This window comes from Cytophagaceae bacterium (genome assembly GCA_016722655.1).
GTDB lineage: Bacteria > Bacteroidota > Bacteroidia > Cytophagales > Spirosomataceae > Leadbetterella.
Genome location: JADKIR010000004.1, coordinates 2,277,820 through 2,296,516 on the forward strand (window position 1 = coordinate 2,277,820; position 18,697 = coordinate 2,296,516).

General features: G+C 38.3%; 12 protein-coding genes and 1 pseudogene. 9 read left to right on the forward strand and 4 right to left on the reverse strand.

Annotated features, from left to right (window positions below; translation table 11 throughout):
• Positions 1-36 precede the first annotated feature (36 nt).
• From IPP61_10415 to acs, 7 genes and pseudogenes are all read left to right on the forward strand, one after another.
• A pseudogene (locus IPP61_10415) lies at positions 37-1,613 on the forward strand (MFS transporter).
• A 30-nt stretch (positions 1,614-1,643) separates the two neighbouring features.
• The gene (locus IPP61_10420) at positions 1,644-1,862 is read left to right on the forward strand and encodes a hypothetical protein (protein ID MBL0325576.1); all 219 of its coding nucleotides are present in this window, start codon (positions 1,644-1,646) and stop codon (positions 1,860-1,862) included.
• Positions 1,863-2,064: 202 nt separating this feature from the next.
• On the forward strand, positions 2,065-2,256 hold the full coding sequence (locus tag IPP61_10425) for a hypothetical protein (GenBank protein ID MBL0325577.1): 192 nt from the start codon (positions 2,065-2,067) through the stop codon (positions 2,254-2,256).
• Positions 2,257-4,938, forward strand: a complete 2,682-nt coding sequence (locus IPP61_10430; protein MBL0325578.1) for a histidine kinase — start codon at positions 2,257-2,259, stop codon at positions 4,936-4,938.
• 13 nt (positions 4,939-4,951) lie between these two features.
• On the forward strand, positions 4,952-5,338 hold the full coding sequence (locus tag IPP61_10435) for a response regulator (protein MBL0325579.1): 387 nt from the start codon (positions 4,952-4,954) through the stop codon (positions 5,336-5,338).
• 24 nt (positions 5,339-5,362) lie between these two features.
• The gene (locus IPP61_10440; GenBank protein ID MBL0325580.1) at positions 5,363-7,288 is read left to right on the forward strand and encodes a propionyl-CoA synthetase; all 1,926 of its coding nucleotides are present in this window, start codon (positions 5,363-5,365) and stop codon (positions 7,286-7,288) included.
• A gap of 3 nt (positions 7,289-7,291) precedes the next feature.
• Positions 7,292-9,187 (forward strand): acetate--CoA ligase, encoded by a 1,896-nt coding sequence (gene acs / locus IPP61_10445; protein MBL0325581.1) that lies wholly within the window; start codon positions 7,292-7,294, stop codon positions 9,185-9,187.
• A 423-nt stretch (positions 9,188-9,610) separates the two neighbouring features.
• Here acs and IPP61_10450 read toward each other — a convergent pair whose 3' ends face one another.
• Complete coding sequence (locus tag IPP61_10450; protein MBL0325582.1) at positions 9,611-11,767, reverse strand: DPP IV N-terminal domain-containing protein; 2,157 nt, start codon at positions 11,765-11,767, stop codon at positions 9,611-9,613.
• Positions 11,768-11,896: 129 nt separating this feature from the next.
• Here IPP61_10450 and IPP61_10455 point away from each other — a divergent pair, with 129 nt between their 5' ends.
• The gene (locus tag IPP61_10455) at positions 11,897-12,751 is read left to right on the forward strand and encodes a TraB/GumN family protein (GenBank protein ID MBL0325583.1); all 855 of its coding nucleotides are present in this window, start codon (positions 11,897-11,899) and stop codon (positions 12,749-12,751) included.
• Positions 12,752-12,754: 3 nt separating this feature from the next.
• Here IPP61_10455 and IPP61_10460 read toward each other — a convergent pair whose 3' ends face one another.
• Positions 12,755-13,690 (reverse strand): MCE family protein, encoded by a 936-nt coding sequence (locus IPP61_10460; GenBank protein MBL0325584.1) that lies wholly within the window; start codon positions 13,688-13,690, stop codon positions 12,755-12,757.
• Between the two features lie 42 nt (positions 13,691-13,732).
• Entirely contained in the window at positions 13,733-14,515 is a 783-nt protein-coding gene (locus IPP61_10465) for an N-acetylmuramoyl-L-alanine amidase (GenBank protein MBL0325585.1), read from the reverse strand.
• Between the two features lie 178 nt (positions 14,516-14,693).
• Here IPP61_10465 and IPP61_10470 point away from each other — a divergent pair, with 178 nt between their 5' ends.
• A complete protein-coding gene (locus IPP61_10470; protein MBL0325586.1) occupies positions 14,694-17,612 on the forward strand; it encodes an LPS-assembly protein LptD in 2,919 nt (972 codons plus the stop codon).
• Between the two features lie 133 nt (positions 17,613-17,745).
• Here the strand turns inward: IPP61_10470 and IPP61_10475 are convergent, their stop codons facing one another.
• A complete protein-coding gene (locus tag IPP61_10475) occupies positions 17,746-18,666 on the reverse strand; it encodes a bifunctional hydroxymethylpyrimidine kinase/phosphomethylpyrimidine kinase (GenBank protein ID MBL0325587.1) in 921 nt (306 codons plus the stop codon).
• Positions 18,667-18,697 lie beyond the last annotated feature (31 nt).

Here is an 18,697-nt window from a genome sequence, read left to right on the forward strand (position 1 = left end):
CCCTTAAATATTTTTTAAAAATTAAAATTAAATTTTATGTCATCAAGTAAGAAAAGTTCGATGTTTTCAATCATAGGGGCCTCTTCAGTGGGTACTATGATCGAGTGGTACGACTTCTACATTTTCGGAAGTTTGGCTACCATCATTTCAACCAAGTTTTTCCCTGCAGGCAACGAAACCCTAAGTTATCTGAGTACACTTGCCACATTTGCGGCCGGCTTTATTGTTAGACCCTTCGGTGCATTGTTTTTCGGTAGATTGGGAGACCTTATTGGTCGGAAATACACTTTCATGGTTACTCTCTTACTCATGGGTGGAGCTACTTTCTTTATCGGTATGATTCCGGCGTACGAAACAATCGGTATGTTTGCTCCAATCGGGGTTTTGTTACTTCGTTTACTTCAGGGTCTCGCTCTAGGCGGAGAATACGGGGAGCGGCAACTTATGTAGCAGAACATTCACCTGACAACGAAAGAGGGTTCATGACTTCATGGATTCAGATTACAGCCACGGCTGGTTTGATTATCTCTCTCATAGTGATTGCAATTACAAAACTTTCCATGACCAAAGAATCATTCGAAGCATTTGGATGGAGAATACCTTTCCTGGCCTCGATTCTTATGGTTGGCGTTTCTTATCTGATTCGTAGAAACATGCACGAGTCACCACTTTTTGCTAAAGTGAAATCAGAAGGTAAAACCTCTACCAATCCATTAAAAGAGTCTTTTGGAAACAGATTAAACTTCAAATTTGTATTGTTGGCACTTTTGGGTGTAACCATGGGACAGGGTGTGGTATGGTACACGGGTCAGTTTTACGCTATGTCGTTTATCGAGAAAGTTATGAGTGTTCCCAAAGAGCAGGTTGATAGTATCCTGATTTGGGGTTTATTGTTAGGAACACCTTTCTTTGTGTTATTTGGTTGGTTATCTGATAAAATTGGTCGGAAATGGATTATGATGGCCGGTATGTTGATAGCTGTACTTTCTTACAGATCTATTTACAATCACATGTATGAAACTGTAAATATTAAAAACAAAACTGAATTGGCCGAAAAAGGAACTTCTTTGGCTGAAATTAAAGAAAATGCAAAAAATGCCAATGGTGGTATGGATTCAGTTTTTACAGTTACCAAAGAATTTACCGATGGAACAACCTATAAAGAAGTTAAAACTTTAACACTCAACAATGGTGTTGCTGATACAAAAGATGGTAAACCGATAGTTGATACCAAGAAAACTGTTACAATCAACAATGCCGACAAGTGGACTTTGATTTTCATGGTGTTTATTCAAATGCTTTTTGTGACAATGGTATATGGCCCAGTAGCAGCATTCCTTGTTGAAATGTTCCCAGTGAAGATCAGATATACATCTATGTCGCTTCCGTATCATATCGGTAACGGTATATTTGGTGGCCTATTACCAGCAATTGCAACTTTCCTTGTAACCAGTGCCAAATCAGCCAATGATAAAGCCAAGGAGCTGGGTGAGGCAATTCCTTTCGATAAGCCTCATCTTGAAGGTTTGTGGTATCCGATTGTTATCGCCGGTATCTGTTTTATTATTGGTACGATTTATCTTGATGGTAAAGACAATAAAGTAAATGAGTAATAATTTTTTTAACTGAAAATATTAAATAAAATGAATATAATTAAAAGAATTTTAGGTGTAGTTTGGATTTTAGTAGGTTTAGCTGCTGTTTACTATCTTATTATAAATCAGGCTATTCCGCTATGGAATAAAGGAGGCGAAAATACCATCCCTGCGATAATTTATACGGTTATTCTGGGGCCAATGATTGCCGGTTCGTTAGGAGCTTTTGGTCTATTCTCTCTTCAGGGAGAGTATAACGAAAAATAAAAACTTTGGTCCGGTTTCATGGAGCCGGACCGGATTTTTCAATTGTGTTAGGGTTAAATATAGCAATATGTGCCAATTGCGACTGGAAATGTCCGTTGGCATATATTCTTTAAAAATATCCTGACAAAACCAGAATTTCAGATTTGATTTTAATAGGTTTATATCTCAATTCTGAAAAAAACAGAAGCGATTTTTTAATATTATGAAAAGAAAATCCAGAAATCAGAAACTATTTTTATTGTTCCTTTTGCTATTGATATTACTAAATTTTCCGGTATTTTCAATTTTGCAAAGTGACATTTTAGTGGGTGGAATTCCATTGAAAATAGTGTTGGTTTTTAGTATTTGGCTTATCATAATTATCCTGGCAGGAATCGTTATTAACCGAAAATAAATGAATGGTGTTTCTATTACCATCGTCTCTGTTCTGTATTTAGGGGTTTTGTTTTATCTGGCTTTTGTAGCCGAAAAATTTAAAAACCGAAACAAAAGTCTTATTGATAACCCCTATGTGTATGCACTTTCCCTGGCTGTTTATTGCACAGCGTGGACTTTTTATGGGAGTGTTGGTAGGGTTAAAGATAAGGGGTTGGAATTTCTCTCAGTTTATTTAGGACCCACACTGGTCATGCTATTGGCCTGGTCAGTATTAAAAAAAATCAGCAGAATTGCCAGAGTAAACGGCATAACCAGTATAGCTGATTTCATTTCTGCCCGCTATGGCAAATATCGTTCTTTGGGAGTTTGGGTTACAATTATTTCTTTCCTTGCGGGAGTCCCTTATATAGGATTACAAGTCAAAGCCATCTCTAAAAGTTTTGAGGTTATCACAGGCATACCATCCGGCAATTATTTTTACCAGGATGCTTCATTTTTTGTAGTGCTGATTCTTATAGTGTTCACCATTTTGTTTGGAACCAGAAGGATTCAATCCAATGAAACTCATGAAGGGATGATTTTCGCTATTGCCGTTGAAAGTGTTTTTAAGTTGGTCGCATTTCTTTTGGTTGGGGTATTCATTACGTTTATCATCAACGACGGTTGGGCCGATGTTTTCGAAAATCATTACTTTGGAAAAAAAATAGAAGAGTCTTTCAATTTTGACCAATCAGCGGGCTATGGCAATTGGTTTATACATATCATAATTTCAGCTTTTGCATTCATGTTTTTACCCCGGCAATTTCAGGTAGCGGTGGTCGAAAACCAAAGTGAAAACAATCTGAAACAAGCCATTTGGCTTTTTCCGCTTTATCTATTCCTTATCAACATTTTTGTGGTTTTTATTGCTATAAGTGGCACATCTGTTTTTGCAGAAAATTCAGGAGTTTCAACTGACAGTTATGTGATTGCCCTTCCTCAGCATTTCGGAAACAATCTGGTGGCATTAATCGCTTATATCGGAGGGTTTTCGGCTGCTACCGGGATGATCATAGTGGAAACTATAGCCATCAGTACGATGATTACCAACAGCGTGATTTTGCCCTTTTTACTGGAGAGTACCCGTTTTCAGCAAAAATTTAAATTTAAGCTTTTAAACTTGGCAACATGGCTTAGAAGAGGTGCAATTGTTTTCATTATATTGATGGGTTATATCTACTTTCGTTCAGTAGGAAACCTGTTTTCTTTAGTATCTATAGGTCTGATTGCATTTGTTGCAATCGCCCAATTTGCACCTATTTTCCTGGGAGGAATTTACTGGAAAGGTGCGACTAAAAATGGAGCATTAGCAGGATTGGTGAGTGGTTTTACCTTGTGGTTTTTGTTTTTGATATTCCCAACATTGATTCCGGCAAAGTATGAGACTAATTCATTTTTGTCATTTTATTATCAAATTTTTGGATTTTTAAATATTGAAGGATTCGATGAAATTTCAAATGCAGGTTTTTGGAGTCTAAGCATAAATACACTGGTTTTTTTAGTCGTTTCTGCATTTTCAGAACAATCATCGGCAGAGGCAAAACAATCGGTGCTTTTTGTTGATATTTTTCAATATTCTAATATCGACGGACATTCGGGTTTTTGGAGAGGAAAAGCAAAAAATGAAAATCTGTTTGAACTATTGGCCAGTTTTATTGGAAGATCCGCAGCTAGAAAAGACCTGGATGAATTTGCTCAGCGAAACGAAATTAATCTGGAATCTAACGTTGCCGACGCCAAACTGGTAAGCTACATAGAGAATACACTAAGCGGTATCGTAGGTACATCCTCGGCAAATATGCTGGTTTCAACCATTGCCAAAGAAGAGGTGGTAACAGTAGATGAAGTGCTGGCATTTTTGAAAAGGTCTCAGCAAATTTTGGATGACAATGAGGAGTTGAAATCAAAAACGGAAGAATTGGAAAGGATCTCAACAGAGCTGAAAATAGCCAATGAAAGACTCCTGAAAACCGATGAACAAAAAAATGAATTTCTGACAACCGTAACACATGAAATCAGGACGCCACTGACTTCAATAAAAGCCCTGACTGAGATTATTTTTGATAATGAAGACCTGGAAAAAGAGCAGAAAAGCCATTTTTTGGAAACAATAATTAATGAAACTGACCGGTTGAGCAGGTTAGTGAATCAGGTTTTGGATCTGGAAAAATATGAATCAGGCCGGCATAAACTTTATAAAATTGATATTGAGGTTAAGGATTTAGTCGAAAATGTCCTTGATAGACTGGAAGAATTGGCAAATGAAAAAAATGTGAAAATTTTTATGACGATTTTGCCTGAAACCAAAGATATAAAAGGTGATGAAGATAAACTGATGCAAATGTTGATAAATGTGGTTTCTAATTCCATAAAGTTTGTAGAACCCAAAAAAGGAGAAATAAATATTACCCTAAATTCCAGTAAGAAAAGAACGGTTTTCACCATCGAGGACAATGGAATCGGAATACCAAAGGAGGCACAATCCCGGTTGTTTGAGAAATTCTATCAGGTTGAAAACGGGAACTTCTCTGATGCCAGAGGTAGCGGTTTGGGACTATCAATAGTGAAAAAAATCGTGGAACTCCATAAAGGGAGTATTCATTTGGAAAGTGTTGTAAATAAAGGGACTAAGTTAATGATTAGTCTTCCGATAAAATAAATGAACCTGAGCTATGCAAATTCGAAATGACTTAAAAGTATTAATTGCCGATGACGAGCCATCTATTTTGATGTCATTGGAATTTTTGTTTAAAAAAGAAGGCTATAGTGTTTTGATTGCTCGTGATGGTCAGGAAGCCATCGAGCTATTCGATTCTCAGCACCCTTCAATAATGGTATTGGATATTATGATGCCTAAAATCGATGGATATAAAGTATGTACGCATGCCAAAACTAACTATTTGGTGCATAAACCAAAGGTTATTTTTCTTTCGGCAAAAAACAAAGAAACTGAAATAGAACATGGATATGAATTAGGGGCTGATTTATATGTTCCAAAACCATTTTCTACCCGTGACCTGATCAAAAAAGTAAACCTTATGGCCACCGATTTACTTTAAAAAAACCTGAATAAAATATCTCAAATGAACTATCATAATTTTTATCAACAAAGTATCTTAACCAGAGGGAAATTCTGGGGAAGAAAAGCAGCCAAAATATCTTGGTATAAAGCACCTAAAACAGTCTTAACTCTGGACAAAAAAGGATATTATAAGTGGTATGAAGATGGGGTCCTAAATACTTGTTATCTGGCAGTTGACCGGCACGTAAAAGAGGGGATGGGCGACCACGATGCATTGATCTATGATTCGCCTGTTACTAATACCATCAGAAAATATACCTATGATGAAGTGCTGGAACGTGTATCGAAAATTGCAGGTGCACTTGTGAGTTTGGGTGTTCAGAAAGGTGATACGGTCATAATCTATATGCCTATGGTTCCCGACGCTGCCTTTTCAATGCTGGCATGTGCCCGTATCGGAGCAGTTCATTCAGTGGTATTTGGCGGATTTGCACCGCATGAATTAGCCATCAGAATTGATGACGCCAAGCCGAAAGTTATAATATCTGCTAGTTGCGGAATTGAATTTGAAAAAATTATTCCATACAAACCTTTACTTGATCAGGCACTCAAAGAGGCTTCTTTCAGACCTGATGCTTGCATGATTTACCAAAGACCAATGCACAAAGCCGACCTGAAAAAAGGATATGACCATGATTATGAGGAAATAGTTTCAAAATCAGCTCCGGCAGCCTGTGTAAAAGTAAAAGCCACCGACCCACTTTATATTCTTTACACTTCCGGAACTACCGGCAAGCCTAAAGGAATTGTCAGAGACAATGGTGGTCACGCGGTAGCCATGCAGTTTTCGATGGATTATGTTTATAACGTACACAAAGGCGAAGTTTTCTGGGCAGCATCTGACGTAGGTTGGGTGGTAGGGCATTCTTATATTGTTTATGCACCGTTGATAGCAGGCTGTACCACGGTATTTTTTGAAGGGAAACCCGTAAGAACACCTGATCCCGGCACTTTCTGGAGGGCAATAGAGCAACACAAAGTGAATATTTTCTTTACAGCACCCACGGCATTTCGTGCCATAAGAAAAGAAGACCCCAATGCAGACCTTTTGAAAAAATATGATATCTCAAGCCTGAGAACAATCTTCGTAGCAGGGGAAAGATGTGACCCGCCAACCCTCCGTTGGTTGCAGGAAATAACCGGTAAACCCATCATAGATCACTGGTGGCAAACCGAAACCGGTTGGTCAATAGTGGCCAATATGATGGGAGTGGAACAGTTTCCGGTGAAAGAAGGCTCTGCTACCAAGCCGGTGAGTGGTTTTGAAGTGGAAATATTGGATGAAGCAGGGGAAAAATTAGGCCCAAATCATGAAGGATATGTTTGTGTAAAACTTCCCTTACCTCCGGGCTGCCTGCCAACGCTTTGGAACGATGACGAGCGTTTTGAGGATTCTTATATGGACAAATTCCCGGGTTATTACCTGACAGGTGATGGTGGCTATATTGACCCTGACGGATATGTGTTTATCATGGGAAGGATTGATGATGTTATCAATGTTTCAGGCCACAGGCTTTCTACTGGTGAAATGGAAGAAATAGTGAGCGGGCATGAGGCCATTGCCGAATGTGCTGTAATCGGTATTGAGGATGAACTTACCGGTCAAAAGCCTTTAGGTTTAATCGTATTGAAGGATAACGCCACACAGGCACCTGAAGAAATTGAGAAAGATTTGGTGGCTTTGGTAAGGGCGAAAGTTGGTGCAGTGGCTTCATTTAAAACTGTAGTGACCGTAAAACGGCTTCCGAAAACCCGATCTGGTAAAATTTTACGGAAAACCATGCGGATGATTGCTGATGAGAAGCCTTTTCAGGTGCCATCTACCATTGATGACCCGGCAATTTTGGAAGAAATCAGAGAAATATTAGTTAGCCATAATATAGGTTTAGTATCAAAAAAAACAATTATAAACTATCAATCAAAATAAAAAATGAGAATCAGGACTATCGAAGAGTATCACGAGGCGTACAAGCATAGTGTAGAAGATCCCGAAAGTTTTTGGGCCGATGTAGCTCAGGAATTTATTTGGAAAAAACCCTGGAAAAAAGTTTTGGAATGGGATTTTAACAATAACTACGATGTAAAGTGGTTTAAGGGTGGTAAATTAAATATCACTGAAAACTGCCTGGATCGTCATGCAGAACACAAACCCAATCAGCCCGCTATAATCTGGGAACCCAATGATCCGGATGATGAGCCCATTGTGTTGACATACAAAGTATTGTTTAACAGGGTTTGTAGTTTTGCCAATGTTTTGAAAAAAAATGGCGTTGAAAAAGGGGACAGAGTATGTATTTATATGCCTATGGTACCTGAGTTAGCCATTGCGGTGCTCGCTTGTGCACGTATAGGTGCTATTCACTCTGTAGTATTTGGTGGTTTTTCAGCTCAATCAATCGCTGACCGTATCAACGACTCACAGTGTAAAGTAGTGATTACAACAGACGGTGCGGTGAGAGGTTCAAAACACCTTCCGATGAAAGATACCGTTGACGATGCCCTTATCGGTTGTCCATCGGTGAAGAAAGTAATCGTATCTACCCATACTCGTACGCCGGTTTCGATGATTAAAGGCCGCGATGTGTGGTGGGAGCAGGAGATTAAGCATGTTGATTCCTTTTGTCCGGCAGAAGAAATGGACGCTGAAGATCCATTGTTTATTCTTTATACATCTGGTTCAACAGGAAAGCCTAAAGGCGTTGTGCATACAACCGGGGGTTATATGGTTTACAGTACTTATACTTTCCAGAATGTTTTCCAATATGAACCCGGTGAAATTCATTTCTGTACTGCAGATATAGGTTGGATAACGGGGCATTCTTATATTATTTATGGCCCTTTGGCAGCAGGAGCAACCACTTTAATGTTTGAGGGTATTCCTACTTATCCTGATGCCGGAAGATTCTGGGATATCGTGGAGCGTCATCGCGTAAATATTTTCTATACTGCACCTACGGCCATAAGATCATTAATGGGCTTTGGTGAAGAGTTTTATCAGGAAAAAGATTTACATTCTCTGAAAGTACTTGGTTCTGTTGGAGAACCCATCAATGAAGAAGCCTGGAACTGGTACAATGAGAATATAGGTAAGAAAAGATGCCCGATTGTGGATACCTGGTGGCAAACCGAAACAGGAGGAATAATGATTTCGCCATTAGCCAATATCACTAAAACCAAGCCATCTTATGCTACTTTGCCACTTCCTGGTGTGCAACCAATGCTTGTTGATGAAAATGGAGTCGAGATTGAAGGCAATGGTGTAAATGGAAACCTGGTGATTAAATTTCCATGGCCAGGCATAATCCGTACTACATGGGGTGATCATGAGCGTTGTAAGTCAACTTATTTCTCTGCTTATCCGGGTTTGTATTTTACAGGTGACGGATGCCAGAGAGACGAAGATGGGTACTACCGTATCACAGGCCGTGTGGATGACGTAATCAACGTTTCGGGCCATAGAATTGGTACTGCAGAGGTTGAAAATGCCCTCAATATGCACACTGGTGTGGTTGAGTCAGCAGTGGTAGGTTACCCGCATGATATCAAAGGGCAGGGTATTTATGCTTACATTATCTGTGAAGAAATGCCAGACGAGCCTGAAATGACCAAGAGAGATATTTTGATGACGGTTACCCGTGTAATCGGGCCAATCGCCAAGCCTGATAAGATTCAGTTTGTAACCGGTTTGCCTAAAACCCGCTCAGGCAAAATCATGAGAAGGATACTTAGGAAAGTTGCTGAAGGAGACGTAAGCAACCTGGGAGATATTTCTACACTTTTGGATCCGGCAGTAGTAGAAGAAATCGTAAAAGGAGCCGGTCATTGATAGTCTTCAAGATTGAAAACAGGGAGCCGATGGTTCCCTGTTTTTTTTATGATTTAATTGGAAATCTATAAATAATTAAAATTGAGCTACTTGTGTTGTGAATTTGCTAATTGGTTGTTATTTATTATAGGCAAAAAATATGTTTAAATGTTTTATTTTATAGGTAAAAATAGCATATTGTTGTATGAAATTATAGGCAAATAAAAGCTTATTTTTTTAAAAAATTGCCTTCGAAAATGTGCTGAAATGTAATTTCAACAAGCTTTTTTTTTAATGAAAATTAGGATTTTAACCCTGGAACATTTTGCGTAAGGGGGCGAACGGCCTGTTTGAGCTCTCACGCGATAGCGTGAAGCGAGTAGTGAGCACCCGACCCCGGTTATGAAGCGATAGCCGAATAACCGGGGGTACGCCCATATATTTTTATCTCAACATTCCTTCCGGCATCTCTTTCTCAAGAAGATATTTATAGATAAAACGGTTTTTGAGGTTCTCGAAATGGGCACCTTTGGCACCGCCCCAGCCGTGTTTCCCGCCCGGGTAAAACATCATTTCAAAGTCTTTTTTGCTTTCCTGTAACTTGTCAATGAGCTGGATGCTGTTTTGCAGATGTACGTTGTCATCCATAGTGCCATGCACGATGAGCAGTTTGCCTTTGAGATTGTCGGAGTAGGTTAGTACGGCTCCTTTTTTGTAACCTTCGGGGTTTTCTTCGGGGGTGTCCATAAACCGCTCGGTGTAGGCACTGTCGTAAAGCTTCCAGTCGGTCACGCTGCCGCCCGCCATGCCATGGGTAAATACATCGGCACCTTTTGTGAGAGCGAGGCAGGTCATGTAACCGCCATAGCTAAAGCCCGTTATGGTTATTTTTTTTGGGTCGGCTATGCCTTTTTCTACAAGGTATTGCACCATTGTTTTATAGTCTTCAAGTTCCCATTCCCCCAGGTTTCGGTGCATGTAGGCTACGCCTTCTTTGCCAAAATGCCCGCTGGCACGGTGGTCAAGACTAACCTGTATAATTCCTTCTCTTGCCAGCCACTGACTTTTAGGTGACCAAGCCCAGGAGTCGGTCACGGTGCCTGCATCCGGGCCACCATATATGCTCACCAATACAGGATATCTCTTGCCGGCTTCCATGTTTTCGGGGTAGATAATCGTCATCGGAAGGTCAAATTTTCCATCTTTGCTCTTAACTCTTATTAATTCAGGAATATTGATTTTATAGGCTTCGTAGTCTGTACCACGGGCACTTCCCAGCTCTTTGATAAGCTTACCAGTATTGTCGATAATGGCCATAGCCGCTGGAGTTTGGGTGTTGGAATAGGAAGTTACAAAGAATTTGAGGTCTGGTGAGGCATCTATTTTTCTATGGTTAAAATCTCCGAAAGTCAGGCGTTTGAGTCCTTTTCCATCCAGTCCAACACGGTAAAGGTCAAATCTGGCGGTGTTTTCGATACCACGGGCATGGAAATACACTACTTTGTTTTTCTGATCTATACCTATCACTTCTTTTACAGTGAAACGGCCCTGGGTTATCTGATTTTTTAGTTTTCCATCCAGTCCATACAGGTAAAGGTGCTTCCAGCCTGTTTTGTCGGAAATGAGCATCATTTCTTTTCCGTTGTCGAGTAGGGTCAGCCTTTCGTCGGCCTCGCTAATGTCAACCCAGGAATCTTGTTTTTCTTCATAAATCAGCGTTTTTGTTCCTTTTGATGGTGAAACATTGAAGAGTTTGAGGTGGTCAGTGCCTCTGTTGGCCCATTGAACCATCAAACCTGTGCCATCAATTGTCCATTCGGGCCAGCCGAAATATTGATCTGTTTTTTCGTCAAAATCAGCCCATGAGGTTTGGTTGCCATCAGGGTCTACAAAGCCTATTTTAACAGTAGGGTTGGGGTCTCCGGCTTTTGGGTATCGGGTTTCCTCTATAAAACCATGGTGTCCTTCAGAACTATAAATCGGAAACATAGGTACCCGTGATTCATCAAATCGCATGAAAGCCAGTTTTTTGCTGTCAGGGCTCCACCAAAAAGCTCTGAAAATGGTTGGGCGACCAAAGATTTCTTCCCAATAAACCCATGATGCATAGCCGTTTAGGGTGGTTTTGCTGCCATCAATGGTGAGTTGGGTTTCACGTTTAGTTTTGAGGTTATAAGTATAAAGATTGTTGTTTTTAGTAAAGGCTACATATTGGCTGTCGGGCGAAAAAGTTGGGTTTTTCTCCACAGCGGTAGGGTCGGTGGTGAGTTGGGTTTCTTCACTTCCTGCTTTTAAAAAAATATCGCCGTTTTTTAAGATAAGTTTTTTTGTCGGTACTATAGCCGATGGACTTTTTGAATCTTCTTCGATTTTTCCGGTTTTTAAATTTAGCACCACATTTTTCATGGTTTCATTTTCTGAAGGTTTCATGAAAACCTGTACCCGTTCTGCGTCAAGCCATTTGTTAACCGAAGGAAGTGCCTGAAGGAAGTTTTGAGGAGTTTTGTTAGTTATCAATAGCTGGTTCTCAATGTCTTTTTTCTGAGAAAAGCTTTTTGAAACAATTGAAGTTAAAACAAAGAGAAATAATAGTTTTTTCATTGATTTATAGAAGTAATTTTGGTTTAAATTTAGCAATTATGCTTTATTAATAAAAAAAAGTATTTTTGGCTACACACATATTTTGGTATTCGAGTTTTTATTTTTGTTAATTAAAAAATATTATATCACATGAAAAGGCTCTCTTTGCTTATTTTTTTATTGGTATTTTCTCAGGTCAAAGTGTTTTCTCAGCAAAAGGGCCTCCTTTTTGAAATTTCGGGGAATGGCCTATCACGACCTTCTTATATTTTCGGTACTTTTCATTTGTTATGTGAAAAAGATTTTCAATTTTCTGATTTGATGATTAGTAAAATATCTAATTCTTCTCAATTGGCTCTTGAAATAGATATGGATGACAAATCAATGCCCTTTAAAATGATGAAAGGGATGAAGATGGCAGGAGATTCACTTTTATCAGATTTTTATACAGAAATTGAATATTTTCAAGTTAATAGCTATCTGAAAGATAGTCTGAAACTTCCGCCAATGATGACAAAAAACACCAAACCAATGTTATTGTATTCGATGGTTTTGACTAAAATAATGCCCTGTAAAATAATGACAATGGAAACAGAATTGATGAAAATTGCAGGAAAACATAGTATTGAAACGGTGGGACTTGAGACAATAGAATTTCAAATGGATGTTTTGGGAAAAATTCCAAACAAAATGCAGGCAGAATATTTGTTGGAAACGATAAGAAACACCGGAAAAGCAAGAAAGGAATTTGAAGATATGGTTGAAGGTTATAAACTTAGAAATCTCGAATTTTTGATGGAAAAAATGCTTTCGCAGGAAGGCTTTGACAAAAACATGGAAAAGGCCATGCTTACCGAAAGGAATATTAACTGGATTCCGGTGATTGAAAAACTCATATCAGAAAAACCTACATTTATTGCGGTTGGTGCCGGTCATCTCCCGGGGGAAAATGGAGTTTTAAATCTTTTGAAATCAAAAGGTTATGATGTGAAGTCTTTGGAGTAAAATTTACTTTTTTGTCTTGTCTTTCTTCCCGAAAAGTGAAAAATGTACATACCTTTTTGGATTAACTTTCATATCAGAAAGTAAAAGGTTTAAGGATGCAGCAGTGCGGTCAAGATTGGTATAAAGAGAGTCGTCACCTGCTAGTTTACCCAGAGTACCCTTCCCGGCATTTACCTGATTCAGCATAGTTTGCAAGTTCTTAACGGTACCGTTAAGATTATTAATGGTAGTACCCAGTTGCAAAGCTGAAAGTGAGTCAGAAAAGCTACCGGTTTTAGTCAGGATGGGTTTGATTTGCTCATCAAGATTTAATGCCAGTGCATTCAGGTTTTTGGTTAAAGTTGCTGCATTAGCTGTTACAAGCCCAATGTTTTTTGAGTTGTTGGCAACTAAAGTGTTTACTCCGTCGCTTGATTGCGTTGCTGATGCTAAAAGTATTTTCAAAGCTTGCCCTGTATGGTCAAACTCATTAATAATACGGGTTAAAGTTCTGGTCAACGAATCAACATTTTTTAAGGTAGGGTCTATTTTTTGTTGCATCACGTCAACCAGTCCTACTTCCAGCATACTTTTTAGGTTGCCATCTTCTTCCAGTAGTTTTCCCGGAGCGATTTTAAGTTTTATCAGTTTTCCCCCAATAAGACCGTCATCAGCCAGTATGGCGAATGAATTATCTGTTAATTTTACATCTTCATCTATTGTTAACTCAACGATTACTTCGCTTTTGTCAAACTGAGGATAAAGATTAGTAACACGCCCAACATTTACACCATTAAACGTTACAGGATTTGATACTTCCAGACCTAAAACATCCTTGAAAGTAGCCTTGTAGGTATTCGAAGTAGAGAATATTTCCGAGCCTTTCAAATAAGTAAATCCAAAATACAGAATTACAATGCCCAGAATTCCCAATAAGCCTACTTTTACCTCTCTCACCATTGCCATAATTTTTTCAGATAATTCTGACTGCAAGTTAATATTTTATTTTTCAAATTCTGATTTATACTCTTTGAAAGCCTTATAAATTGCTGTTGCAATTTTTTCTCTTCCCGAATCTGAGCTCAATAAAGCCTTATCTTTTTCATTGGTCAAATACCCCGTTTCGATCAATACGCTTGGCATGGTAGTTTCCCAGATTACAATAAAACCTGCTTGTTTTACCCCCCGGCTTACATGACCATGTTTTGACATGTTTTTTTCTACTTTCGCAGCAAAATCAAGACTTTGACTCATGAAAGCATTCTGATAATTTGCTAGCATAATATGTGCCAGAGGTGATTTGGGATTAAAACCTTTATATGATTTTTTGTAGTTTTCTTCGTACAAAATAACATTGTTTTCAGCTTTTGCCAAATCCAGATTTTCCTGAGTTTTATGGAGTCCCATTACATAAGTTTCGGTTCCTCTGAGCGACTTTGAATGTGGATTTGCATTACAATGAATTGAAATGAATAAATCTGCTTTATTTCTGTTGGCAATGGCCGCCCGCTCATGCAATGGTACAAAAACGTCTTTGTTTCTGGTAAAAATCACTTCTGTTTCCGGGAAATTCTCTTTGATTTTTTCTCCTAATTCCAATGTTATATCCAAAGCATATTTTTTCTCCATCCCATTGCCAGCACCAGGATCTTTACCACCATGTCCGGCATCTAAAACAATAGTTTTTAATCTATTTTTTACCGGCATTATCCAACTCGTCGAGGATATGAAAATGGCCAGAATAATAATTTTCAGGCTTATTGTATTAAGGATTTTTAACTTCATATATTTTGGAAAACTGTATAATAATTATCTTTTTTGAACCCTTAAGTTCGTTTTGGTTGTAGTTTCTGGTTAATTTTGCAATACAAAAATAATGCTTTTGTTAGAACAGAAAAAATATCTGAATATTGTCCAATTTATTTCGCACAAAAGTATACTTTTTGGCAAAAGCTCATATATTTTGAAAAATAGGTCATTTCAGGTATTAATAATTTTAGGAATTCTGTTTTTTAATCAACAGGCCTTTGCCCAGCAGCCATTTGGAGGTGGGTTGGGTGGCAGGACATTTGGAGGGAATCCCGGTCAGTCTTCCAGAACAAATACCAGTGAAAATGCAAATAAAAAACCAGCTTTAAAAAAAACTGCCAGAGCAAAGCGAGATTCGCTATCAATTGTTATTCCGGATTCTCTAAAAAGTGCTGAAAATCAGATAGAAACTACCGTTGAGTCTTTTTCCTCCGATTCAACAGTTTTGGATGTAGAAAACGAGAGATATCACCTGTATGGCAATGCCAAAGTGATTTATGGCGACATTGAACTGGCAGCGGAATATATCATGTTGGATTGGAACAAAAGTGAAGTTTTTGCTCACGGTATGCCCGATACTACTAAAAAAGTCGGCGAACCAATAAAAGGAAAGCCAATATTTACAGATGCTGGCGAATCTTATAATTCTGATACCATCAGGTATAATTTTAAGTCAAAGAAAGCAATAGTCAGTCATATTGTAACCCAGCAAGGTGAGGGTTTTGTTCAGGGTGAAAAAGTAAAAAAAGACCCGGAAGACAATATGTATTTATTTAATGCTAAGTACACAACCTGTAATTTGGCCGAACCGCATTTTCATATCAAGGCAAAGCAAATTAAACTTGTAAATAAAAAATCGCTGGTTTCAGGACCTTTTAATTTTGTTTTGAGCGATATTCCATTGCCCATAGGTTTACCTTTTGGTTTTTTTCCAATTCCCAAAAAGAAAGAAATAGGCACTTCAGGATTTGTAATGGGTTCTTATGGTGAAGAACCCAGCAACAGAGGTTTTTATTTTCGTGAATTTGGATATTATCATGCATTTAATGAGTACATCGGAGCCAAACTATTGGGAAGTATTTATACCAATGGAAGTTATGGTGTTGGTTTGCAATCAAATTACATAAAAAAATACAGATATACGGGCAATATCAATCTACAATTTAATGCCAATAAATCTGGCGAAATAGTACCCAAACCCGAAGCTTCCCGCGATTTTAACATTACCTGGTCACACTCTCCCCAAAGCAGGAGACCTGACAGGAGCTTTTCTGCTAATGTCAATCTGGTTTCCAATGGTTTCAACAGGAATAACCGCCGTTTAGACGAACTGGATCAATATACCAATAACACATTTGGCTCTTCCATTCAGTTTTCAAGAAGTTTCGGGAAATTACTTCGGACCTCCTCCGGTTTCAGAGTTGACCAAAACGTATCTACAAAGGTGATGAACTCCTCTCTGGATTACTCTTTGGGGCTCAATCAATTCAACCCATTTATTAAAGAAAAAAATATGCTGGGCAATTGGTATGATGCATTTCGGGTGGGTCTGGATCTCAGTGGAGGCTATAAAGTATCAAATGACATTACCAGTAGAACCCGCTCAACCACATATACCGATTATAATATAGTTGGTGTCGAAAACCGCCCCTTAACGAGTGAGGAGTTACGGTTGCAGTCGCTGGGGTTAGCTACTAATCAGACGGTTATAAAGTTAAATTCGGCCGAAAATATAAAATACATATTATCGGAATTGGGACAATTCAGGTCTTCGTTTTCGGTGCCAATTTCACTTCCTAATTTCAAAATTGCCAAATATCTCAATTTTACTCCTGGTTTCTCATATCGCGGTGATATATATACAAAAAGGCTTAAATACGAATACATTGAGGCATCCGATGCGGTGAAAATTGACACCCTTTCAGCCAGGGAGGAAGGTGTTCCATTTTTTACTTCGGGTTCCTGGAATACATCAGCTAGCCTTAACACAAGGGTGTATGGCACATTTCAATTTAAAAAATCAAAGAGAATTCAGGCGATTCGCCATACTTTAGCTCCTTCAATTGGTATTAGTTATGCCCCTGATCTGAGCAAAAATGGCAATTTATATCAATATGTAAGGGTAAGAAAGGATGATATCTCCGAAAGATACATGCCTAGATTCACTGAGTTAAGTTCGGCTTCAGGTGCAAGCGGAAGTATGAATTTTTCTTTGACTAATCAGCTTGAAGCCAAAGTAAGATCAAAATCTGATACCGCCGAAAATGCCTTTGAAAAAATCCCAATTCTTGATAATCTTAACATAGGAGGAAGTTACAATTTTTTTGCACTTAAATCTCCCTATAAATACCTTTCAGATACCATTGTGAGTGGTTTCAATCTGTCAAATTTCAATATGGGTACCAATACCAGCCTTTTTAAAAACTTGATAAACATAAACTTTAATGCCACTTTTGATCCATATTCTTTTGTTGAAGACGCCCAGAATACCTCAAATCTGGCAGGTAGAAGGATTCCTGTGTATAAGTGGAAACATGAAGGCTATGCCGGAAACTACTTATCTTCAATGAATATATCACTAAGTACTGGTATTAATGCCGATAAGTTTAAAAAGAAAAAGAATATTCCTCCTCCACAAACCGGGATTTCAGGAGAGGAAGATATAGCGAAAAAAGCACTACAGCAGTTTGTGCAAACCAATGCTCTGGCGTATGTTGATTTCAGTATTCCCTGGAGTATGAATTTCAGCTATAATTTTAGTTATTATAAACAAGGACTTGCTGATCCACAAATAATTCAGGCGGTACAATTCACCGGGGATTTGAGTTTGACCCCAAAATGGAAAGTCAACTTTAGCTCAGGCTGGGACTTTGTTTATAAAGGGGTTACACTTACCAATATCGGTATCATGCGTGAGTTACATTGCTGGGATATGAGTTTCCAATGGACACCAATAGCCGGAAATAATCTTAGAGCCAGTAATTATAGCTTTACCTTACAGCCACGTTCTTCTTTACTTCGTGATTTAAAACTATCAAGAAGAAGAGTGTATTATGACAAAGGTGGATTTTGAATTTTGTTAAAGTGCTTGTAGCAAATAATTTAAATAAAGATATTAAAATTTTAATAATTATTTAATTATTTAAAATATGAAATAAAAAAAGACACCTATCGATGCCTTTTTTAACTTAAAATTCTATTAAATTTTAGTCTATTATTTCAAAGCTTGCAAGCTGTACAAACTCCATTACTCTATTGTTGATTTCGGTTTGAGTAAGATATTGAATGCGTTCTGTTCCAAATTTCTCAACACAAAATGAAGCCATTGCAGAACCATAAATTATCGCACGTTTCATATTTTCAAAACTCAGATCATCGGTTTTGGCAAGGTAGCCAATAAAACCACCTGCAAAAGTATCACCTGCTCCGGTGGGGTCAAAAACTTCTTCCAATGGTAAAGCAGGGCAATAAAAAATACGGTCATCCTGGAATAACAGGGCACCATGTTCTCCTTTTTTGATAATCAGAGTTTTAGGTCCCATTTTCATTATGGTTTTGGCTGCTCTTTTCAAAGAATAATCACCCGAAAGCTGTCTTGCCTCAGCGTCGTTAATGGTCAGGCAATCAATGTCAAGCAAGACTTTTTTCAGGTCATCCATTGCAATATCCATCCATAGATTCATGGTATCAAGCATTACAAATTTGGGGCGGTTTCTGAGTTTTTTTAAAGTTTGGTGTTGGATAACTGGCACCATATTGCCAAGCATCAGATATTGCGTGTCCTGATATTCTTCCGGAATAGTAGGCTCCCAATTTTCAAAAACACCAAGTTGTGTGTCCAGCGTATCCCGGTTATTCATATCCTGATGATATTTACCATGCCAGAAAAACGTTTTACCTTCAGGATCTATTTCCAGGCCATCGGTATTGATACCATGCTCATTAAAAGTTTTTATCATTTCCTTAGGAAAATCGCTACCCACGATACCTACAATATTGTTTTTTGAAGTAAAATAAGAAGCTGTCAAGGCAATGAATGTTGCGGCACCTCCAACAATTTTGTCAGTTTTGCCAAAAGGGGTCTCTAGTTTATCAAATGCAACTGACCCAACGGTTAATAGACTCATTTAAAGTGTTTTTTTTGCAAAAATACCACCT

Excerpts from the sequence above, each read along its gene's own strand:
- IPP61_10430 (MBL0325578.1), top strand. The coding sequence starts at position 2,257 with ATGAATGGTGTTTCTATTACCATCGTCTCTGTTCTGTATTTAGGGGTT.
- IPP61_10455 (MBL0325583.1), top strand. The coding sequence starts at position 11,897 with ATGAAAAGGCTCTCTTTGCTTATTTTTTTATTGGTATTTTCTCAGGTC.
- IPP61_10465 (MBL0325585.1), bottom strand. The coding sequence starts at position 14,515 with ATGAAGTTAAAAATCCTTAATACAATAAGCCTGAAAATTATTATTCTG.
- IPP61_10420 (MBL0325576.1), top strand. The coding sequence starts at position 1,644 with ATGAATATAATTAAAAGAATTTTAGGTGTAGTTTGGATTTTAGTAGGT.
- acs (MBL0325581.1), top strand. The coding sequence starts at position 7,292 with ATGAGAATCAGGACTATCGAAGAGTATCACGAGGCGTACAAGCATAGT.
- IPP61_10460 (MBL0325584.1), bottom strand. The coding sequence starts at position 13,690 with ATGGTGAGAGAGGTAAAAGTAGGCTTATTGGGAATTCTGGGCATTGTA.
- IPP61_10475 (MBL0325587.1), bottom strand. The coding sequence starts at position 18,666 with ATGAGTCTATTAACCGTTGGGTCAGTTGCATTTGATAAACTAGAGACC.
- IPP61_10440 (MBL0325580.1), top strand. The coding sequence starts at position 5,363 with ATGAACTATCATAATTTTTATCAACAAAGTATCTTAACCAGAGGGAAA.
- IPP61_10425 (MBL0325577.1), top strand. The coding sequence starts at position 2,065 with ATGAAAAGAAAATCCAGAAATCAGAAACTATTTTTATTGTTCCTTTTG.
- IPP61_10450 (MBL0325582.1), bottom strand. The coding sequence starts at position 11,767 with ATGAAAAAACTATTATTTCTCTTTGTTTTAACTTCAATTGTTTCAAAA.
- IPP61_10435 (MBL0325579.1), top strand. The coding sequence starts at position 4,952 with ATGCAAATTCGAAATGACTTAAAAGTATTAATTGCCGATGACGAGCCA.